At 49.1% G+C, this 8,150-nt stretch carries 6 protein-coding genes and 1 pseudogene; 5 read left to right on the top strand and 2 right to left on the bottom strand.

Going from position 1 to position 8,150, the window contains the following annotated elements; all coding sequences use genetic code 11:
- Positions 1 to 341, top strand: a pseudogene (locus A3751_RS13950) (terpene utilization protein AtuA); the annotation flags it as partial.
- Positions 342 to 434: 93 nt separating this feature from the next.
- On the opposite strand, the gene A3751_RS13945 reads toward A3751_RS13950, so the two are convergent.
- Positions 435 to 1,970, bottom strand: a complete 1,536-nt coding sequence (locus A3751_RS13945; RefSeq protein WP_068457141.1) for an acyclic terpene utilization AtuA family protein — start codon at positions 1,968 to 1,970, stop codon at positions 435 to 437.
- Positions 1,971 to 2,121: 151 nt separating this feature from the next.
- Between A3751_RS13945 and A3751_RS13940 the strand changes: the two genes are divergently transcribed.
- Both A3751_RS13940 and A3751_RS23585 read left to right on the top strand, forming a co-directional pair.
- Entirely contained in the window at positions 2,122 to 2,811 is a 690-nt protein-coding gene (locus A3751_RS13940; RefSeq protein ID WP_068490240.1) for a TetR/AcrR family transcriptional regulator, read from the top strand.
- Positions 2,812 to 2,844: 33 nt separating this feature from the next.
- Positions 2,845 to 3,141: a DUF2970 domain-containing protein gene (locus tag A3751_RS23585; RefSeq protein WP_231876897.1), complete on the top strand. Its 297-nt coding sequence runs from the start codon at positions 2,845 to 2,847 to the stop codon at positions 3,139 to 3,141.
- 2 nt (positions 3,142 to 3,143) lie between these two features.
- Here A3751_RS23585 and A3751_RS13930 read toward each other — a convergent pair whose 3' ends face one another.
- The gene (locus A3751_RS13930; RefSeq protein WP_068457138.1) at positions 3,144 to 3,836 is read right to left on the bottom strand and encodes a hypothetical protein; all 693 of its coding nucleotides are present in this window, start codon (positions 3,834 to 3,836) and stop codon (positions 3,144 to 3,146) included.
- A gap of 416 nt (positions 3,837 to 4,252) precedes the next feature.
- Between A3751_RS13930 and A3751_RS13925 the strand changes: the two genes are divergently transcribed.
- Both A3751_RS13925 and A3751_RS13920 read left to right on the top strand, forming a co-directional pair.
- Positions 4,253 to 6,712 (top strand): S8 family serine peptidase, encoded by a 2,460-nt coding sequence (locus A3751_RS13925; RefSeq protein ID WP_068457135.1) that lies wholly within the window; start codon positions 4,253 to 4,255, stop codon positions 6,710 to 6,712.
- Between the two features lie 112 nt (positions 6,713 to 6,824).
- Positions 6,825 to 8,150, top strand: a 1,326-nt coding sequence (locus A3751_RS13920) for a DNA topoisomerase IV subunit B (RefSeq protein ID WP_197466353.1), incomplete at its 3' end; no start/stop codon positions are given.

The raw sequence follows: 8,150 nt of genomic DNA, 5'->3' as shown, positions 1-8,150 counted from the left end.
CGCTCATTCAACTCGCATACGCTCGAAGTGGCGACAAAGGCAATCATTCCAACATCGGGGTGATCGCTCGTAAACCAGAGTACCTTCCATTTATTCAAGCGGCCCTGTCAGAGCAAGCCGTCACAGCCTTTATGTCGCATACGCTGGAAAAAGACACTGGCAAAGTGCGCGGCTGGGCAATGCCAGGCTTTGACGCAATGAATTTCCTTTTGGAAAACAGTCTTGGCGGAGGCGGCGTCGCAAGCCTGCGTATTGACCCGCAAGGCAAAGCTTTTGCACAACAGCTGCTTGAGTTCCCGATTCCAATCTCTGCCAAGCTAGCCGGTGAACTTTGTCGCTAGCTCAAACGCATTTGAAGTAATGAGGACAAGAAAGAATGTCTGGTTATCAGTCAGTTTTGAAAGAAGGTCTTTTTGAAGGCAAAACCATCATCGTCACAGGCGGAGGAAGTGGCATTGGTCGCCACTTCGAGCGTATGCGAGTTGAATGAGCGGTACTGTCTCAGTACAGGGCTCGTCTAACGCCGCAGAAGAACTTAGCTGCGTTGATGGCGTGATTGCCGCGGAGCTTGTCGGATCTTGATCAAACTCATGATCGACGGGCAGCGTCTCATCAGCGCAGATGACGCTCATTGGCACATCTGATTTGGGGATCAAGCATGAGAATAATCGAATTTTTGGCCAGACCGTTGGACGTCCGCCGACGATGCCTGTAATGCCAGGTGCCATTCCCGTCGCTGCTTGGGCGATCTCTTTGGAGAAAAGCACTAATGACTTTTTATCCGGGCTAGCGACTGAAATCTTTATGACGATTTCGCGACAGCGTTCAGCATTGGATCGTGGGCCGTACGTCGCCTCGGAACCGAGTAGCTCTATCGACGTTTCCGAATAGGGTTTTAAGCCCTTCGCTTCGATCATTCTGGATGTTTTGGTGAGTATTGCTTCAGCCACTGCTTGCGCCTTGGCGGTTGCCTCGATGCCTGCGAGCAAGAATGTAACGGTGCATTTGAACCCGTCAGGATAGGTTGCTGATACTTTGTAGGAGTCGGTTGGCGGCTTACCGATCGCGCCAGAGACAGAAACGATGTTATCGGTGATTTGTTCAAGCTTTACTTGCGAGAAGTCGCATACAACATCCGGAAGAATATAGTTGTGCGGATCACCAATTTCGTAAACGATTTGCTCGGCAACCGTCGGCACAGAGACCAAACCGCCCGTATTATCTGGCTTAGTGACGGTGAAGCTCGCCTCATCATCGATCTCTACAATTGGGAAGCCCATATCATCGAAGCCATCTTTTACCAAGTGCCAGTCGGTAAAGTTGCCGCCGGTGCAATGCGCACCACATTCAATGATATGTCCGGCCAACGAGCCCTGTGCGAGTTTATCAAACTCATTCCAGTTCCAGCCAAACTCATGCACCATCGCACCAAGAACAACGGCGCTATCTACCACCCGGCCAGTTACCACAACATCCGCGTCTTGCTCCAGCGCCTTCACGATTGAAGGAGCACCAAGATAAGCATTCATGCTCACGAGCATCGGAGGGATCGAGGTTCCGTTGAACATTTCAACGACGCCGTCTTGCTCCAGCTTGCGTTTTTGAGGCAGCACATTGTCGCCATCGACCATGGCAACTTTCAGTTCGATTCCCTGTTGCTCGGCAATCGCGCTTAATGCGGCAACACAGGCTTTAGGGTTAACGCCTCCTGCGTTACTGATCACTTTAATGCCTTTCTCTTTTATTTGAGAAAGAAGAGGGCCCATGACTGTCTTTACGAAATCGGTCGCGTAGCCTGCATTCGGATCTTTCATTTTCTGGCCAGCCATGATCGACATGGTGATTTCTGCCAGGTAATCGAACACTAAATAATCGATGTTGCCCTTTTCGACGAGCTGTTGTGCCGCAGTTTCGGTATCGCCCCAAAACGCCGATGCACAACCAATTCTTATCGTTTTTTTCTCTGTCATGAGTTGAAATGCCTCGCTAAGACAGGTGGTGTTGCATGATGCATTGCGCGCAAATCCGTCTTGTGACCGGGTGCGCAATTAACGCTGACAGAACCATACCAAGCAAGTGCTTGGTTTGTAAATAGTAGATATGCTCGTTATGATCTTTTAAATGTTGGATCATTTGATCGAAGGCGATCTTTGGCCCTCGAATTTTGAAGATGGAGTTGCACTAGTGTCTGTGATTGTTGAGCAAGAAAAACTGGACCTTGTCGATGATTTAGTCGAGCAGGGGGTTGTGACGGACCCGCGCACCGCAAAAGGGCGCTTGCTTGCGAAAGCTGCGAAGCTGTTTCGAGCAAAGGGCTACGAGCGCACCACAGTGCGAGATTTGGCGGCGGCGGTTGGGATTCAGTCGGGAAGTATTTTTCATCATTACAAGTCCAAAGAAGAGATTCTTTTGGCCATGATGAAAGAGGTGGTGATTTACAATACACACTTGATGCGACGGCGCGTTAACGAGGCCAAGACGACAGAAAGTGCGTTGCATGCGTTAATTAAGTGTGAGATTGACGCTATAAATGGTCTTACCGGCGATGCAATGTCGGTGCTGGTGTACGAGTGGCGCAGTTTATCGGAAGACCACCAAGCTTATATTCTCAATTTACGCAGTGAGTATGAGCAGCTTTGGATGGATATATTGAATCGGGCCAAAAGTGAGGGCAAGGTCGTTGGAGATACCTTCGTTTTGAGGCGCCTGCTCACCGGAGCCATAAGTTGGACCACCACTTGGTATGACAAAAAGGGTAAGATGACTCTGGATGAGCTAGCACAAGAGACTTTGCATCTCGCGATTAAATAGAACTTTGATGACACCTTGTCCTTAGGCAGCGATATGAGCGATTCAAATAAAAGTAAAACGAATTTGAGTAGGGACGAAGCGAATCAGCACGCCGACGCTTCGGCAGCAGAAAAGCGGGATGTCGGCTTGGAAGAGTCGATGAGTTTATGGGAAACAACGCAAAGCGTGCTGTATGCCATGCTCGGTGTGCAGAAGTCGAAGAATGCCAAGCGCGATTTTACAAAGGGTAAGGCAAGCCATTTCATTATCATCGGTATCGCGTTTGGCATTTTGTTTGTGCTTGTCGTCGCCATGTTTGTGGGTGTAATTCTCAGCTTGGCAACAAGTTAGTTTTAAGCTGCGCAGTTGTAGCTTTGTATTTCCGGAGCTTTGTGTTTTCTGCGCACTCCAATAAGCCCCAATAGTCCCGCAACGAGCAGAGCGAAGCTTGATGCCTCGCTAACTTCAAAAGGATCCAGCTGATCTTTTGTTGTTTTAAGGTCTCCGCGAATGTGGACGTTGTCTATGTAAACGGCCTCACTCGAACTATTTACGTCCAGCCAAAAACCTACCCAACCCAAGTAGTGATCCTGAAGCCGAAGGGATTTGGAATATGTTCCTGCGCTTCCCAGGCCGGTCGAGAACAACGCCTGTTTCTGCGTTTCGGGGTTTTCATCGATTGATAGGGTCAGGCTGTCGCTCGACTCCGTGCTGCTCAGTACGCGCCAAGAAAAAGACAACGAGATGTCTGTGAAGGCGCTTGCATCGATAAAGAGCGAAACGTGCGTAGAGCTGGGATTCAAATAATCTCGCAGCCGAAGTTGTTGGTTATAAATAGCAATATCGTTCTCATCCGATTCGACGCTTATCCAGTTCGCTCCGGGGTCATTCGAATTACTTCGGGAAAAATCATCTTGGAAAATGACGGAGGCAATAATTTGGTTGCTGCCGAGCCCAAGCGTGAGCGCGATCAAAAAGAATTGGAGGTTTTTCTGCAATGCGATAGCGCAGCGTCTGACGCTACGAGAATCAGTTATGGTCTTCATATTCGTTCCTTGAATAGAGAAATGTATTGGCTTCCTTGCCGAGTAGAAGTCTACCAAGTAGGTGTTATGGCTTACAAGGTGCGTCGCTTTTGCATCTCCTTGTGAGTCGCGCGGTAATGAATGGGCAAACAGCAACGCGATTGGTAAAGATAATGCCTCTTGTAATCGTGCTGATCTGGACTTTTAGCGTAGTTACCCGGTTGGGTTGACGAAAATTTACTAATTTGTCGCAATTCGTAGCGCTAGATAACGGTGGGAAAGGATTAGGCTGCTACAATTGTTAGGTACGCTTCATCGATCCGCGATCGGTAAAACGTGCGTACGTATTAAAGAATCTAGTCGATCTAGCCGAGAGCATCTTGAAATTATTCAATGCATCACCTGCATATCGTTCCACTTGCCAAACAGGGAAGGCGATGAATCGCCTGGTTAGTTTGGCTTGTGCGTTGCTCCTTACTGCGTGTGGCGGTGGCAGTGGCGGTGCGAGCGATGATGCTGCGTCATTGGCTCAAGCAGCGGATGATACCCAGTTGATTGGAACGCGTGTTTCTCTGTCTGGTGAGTTGTTCGTCGATGACTTCTCTGAGCAGGATGCGGATACTCAAATTACCGGCGTCGCGACGATAGCGCCGCTTAATAACGAGGTGTCTTCTGCTCAGCGTTTAAACAATCCTACTAGCCTGGGCGGCTATGTGAGTGCTCGTTCAGGAAACTATCGAAACGGCGAAGTCTTCGCTGAGGATACGAGTGATTTTTATTCCTTACCGATGCTCGAGGGACAATCACTTTTTGTCACATTGCAGTCGGCGGAAAGTCTTGAAAATGCACAGTTAGATGTGTTTTTTCGCGTGTATAGATCATCGAATACCAATGTCGCTATTTTTGATCGTAATGTCAGTCAGCCGAGAAAGCTTGAGTTTGTCGCAGACCAAGACGATGAGTATTTAGTCCAGCTCTATGCCGGATCGTTTGGAAATACACCGGTGTTGTATCAACTAAAAACCTCGAGAACGCTCGCGAGTGGATCTGCGTTGGCGAAGGGCAGTTATGCCGAATTAGCGTCGGATCGTATTGCTTATGTGAATCATCGGGGTCAGCTTGTTCGAACAAATTCCCAGAGTGATGAAGATCTTGCAAAACTGAGCGCCCTGCGTGAAGCACACCAGCGCGAACAGAAAAAAGGCGAAAGGGCGGAGCCCGATTACCGCGCTAGTATTACGTCTACTCGTGTGGCGAATGCTGTGAACGATACGTTAGGCGCGTTGCAGTGGAATGTCGATCAGATTAAGGCGCCAGACGCTTGGGCAGCCTCGACAGGGGCCGGCGTGAGAGTTGCCGTAATTGACACGGGGGTGTCGTCGACGCATGAAGATTTGCTTGGCAATGTACTATTCAACGAGGGGTATGATTTTGTTTCAAACTCTCTGAATGGCGATGGTGACGGTCGCGATGGAGACTCCAGTGAGCCTTCCGGCGGTACGTTTCACGGAACCCATATCTCAGGTTTGATAGCGGCTGAGTCTAACAACTCAGCCGGTATCGCGGGCATCGCGTATGATGCGGACATTATCCCGATTCGAGTGCTTGATCAGACGGGCTCTGGTTCGGCTTTTGATATTGCCGATGGTATTCGCTATGCCGCAGGCTTGCGAACAACTGACGGTCTCATATTATCCCCGAGAGTCGATGTGATTAACTTATCTCTTGGGTTGAATGCCGATAGTTTTGTGATTGCCGATGCGGTACGTGATGCCGTTGCCGCAGGTGTTGTTGTGATTGCCGCAGCCGGAAATGATGCAAGTGATGCGGCGTTTTATCCAGCGCAGTACCCTGAGGTATTTGGTGTTGGCTCAGTGAACCATCAGGGCTTTCGCTCGTTGTTTTCGAATTTTGGTCAGAATGTATCGCTGATGGCGCCAGGCGGAACTGATACGAGCTCGATTTACTTTGACGGTATCGATGACGACATACTAGGGCCTTTTGCGACTTCACAGTATGCATTTTTCGTCGGAACGTCCTTCGCTGCGCCGCATGTCACAGCGGTTGTTGCGCTTATGAAGCAGCTCAACCCGAGTCTTGATTCGGTTAGCTTTGCTTCTCTTCTGAATCGAGGCGTTTTGACAGATGTGCGTGAGAGCGGTGCGTTCTACGGACGCGGTGTCATAAACGCAGAAAAAGCGGTAGCGGTGTCGGGTGGCTTGCTGAGCGACAAGCTTGATGCGTTTCCTGAATCATTGAGTTTCACACAGGACGATGAAAGGCTCGTCCTAACCTTGAGCAATCTTGGTGCTGGTTCTTTGTTTGTGGATTCCGTGACGTTTACTGCGCCTTGGTTAAGCTTGAGTGCGCAAGATACGGATGGATTTGGTTTGGGCCGCTATGCCATCACGATTGATTCATCGGTCGCGTCTGATTTGGCAGAATCTGCGCAGGTTGAAGTGCGTTATTCCTTAAATGGTGGTGCTCAGCAGATTAAGGCGATACCTGTTTACAAAGCATCAGAATCTCTTTCTAGTGCGCTTTCTGGTGTTTACGTTTATCTCGTACGAAAAGAGAGTGTAACCTCGTTTTCCTCATCTTATGAGGTTGTTCAATCTGCCTTTTTTGATCACGTTCATGGTTCGACGGCTTTTCGCTTTGACGATGTGCCCAGCGGCAATTATTACCTAGAGGCGAGTACGGACAATGATGGTGATCGACGGTTGTTTGATCCGGGCGAGGCGCTCGGTGCTTACCGTCTTTCAAATGATGATGCATACCTGACACTCAACTCTGATAGGGAAGGGGTGCGTTTTTCTATGACATTTCAAGATCTGGATGAAGCGAGTGAGTATGCTCAAAGCTTTGATCCCCAGATTGATCGCGCGTTGCCCTGAGCGTCTTTCTTTTCTTAAACATCACCCATCTTGGTGCTTAGCTATTGGCGCTTGGCGCTGAATTGTTTAAGCTCTCGAGATATGAGTACCCCCTATCTATGTAAGAAGAGCTATGTCTGAGAACTCCTCGTCTAATAAGCAATATACCGCCGACTCGATTGAAGTTTTAAGTGGGTTAGACCCGGTTAAAAAACGACCGGGAATGTATACAGAGACCACCCGTCCCAACCACCTTGCGCAAGAAGTCATTGATAATAGCGTCGATGAAGCCTTAGCCGGACATGCGACGAAGATAGAAGTTGTCCTTCATGAAGACGGCTCGTTATCCGTTTCGGACAATGGTCGTGGCATGCCGGTTGATATTCACTCTGAAGAGGGTGTTCCGGGCGTTGAGTTGATTCTTACGCGATTGCATGCCGGTGGTAAATTCTCGAATGATAACTATAGCTTTTCTGGTGGTCTTCACGGAGTTGGCGTGTCGGTGGTGAATGCGCTCTCGACCAAATTAGAGGTGTTTATCCGCCGCAGCGGTAATCTTCACAAGATTGCTTTTGCGGATGGCGATAAAACGCATGACCTAGAAGTCATCGATACGGTTGGTAAACGTAACACTGGAACACTCGTTCATTTTTGGCCCGACGCGAAATACTTTGAGTCTGTTAAGTTCTCGATTTCGCGTTTGCGACACGTACTTCGCGCTAAAGCGGTCCTATGTCCGGGACTGCACATGGTCTTTAACAACAAGCAGACCAACGAGAAAGATGAATGGCATTTTGAAGACGGCTTAAAGGATTACTTGATTGGTGCGACTGACGGTTTTGAAACCTGCCCAAAGGTACCGTTTACCGGATCAATGGCTGGCAACAGTGAAGCGGTAGATTGGGCTATCCAGTGGTTAACGGAAGGTGGCGACATCACTCAGGAAAGCTACGTTAACCTTATTCCAACCGCGCAGGGTGGAACGCATGTTAATGGCTTTAGAACCGGCTGTTTGGAGGCGATGCGTGAGTTTTGTGAGTTTCGAAACTTGTTGCCGCGCGGCCTTAAGTTAGGCCCAGAGGATATTTGGGACAAAAGCTGTTTTGTCCTTTCGGCGAAACTCGCTGACCCTCAGTTTTCTGGTCAAACCAAAGAGCGATTGTCTTCTCGAGAAGCTGCCGCGTTTATTTCGGGGGTTGTCAAAGATGCGTTTAGTCTTTGGTTAAACCAACATACGGATGAGGCTGAGCAGCTCGCTACCTTGTGCATCAATAATGCACAAAAGAGAATGCGCGCTAGTAAAAAAGTCGTCCGTAAAAAGGTGACTTCCGGACCTGCGCTACCAGGGAAACTTGCAGATTGCTCCGGGGTCGATGCGATGCGCTCAGAGTTATTTTTGGTAGAGGGTGACTCTGCTGGTGGCTCTGCAAAACAGGCGCGTGATCGTGAGTATCAGGCA

Source organism: Oleiphilus sp. HI0080 (assembly GCF_001635135.1).
This window is presented reverse-complemented; position numbering and strand designations above follow the sequence as displayed.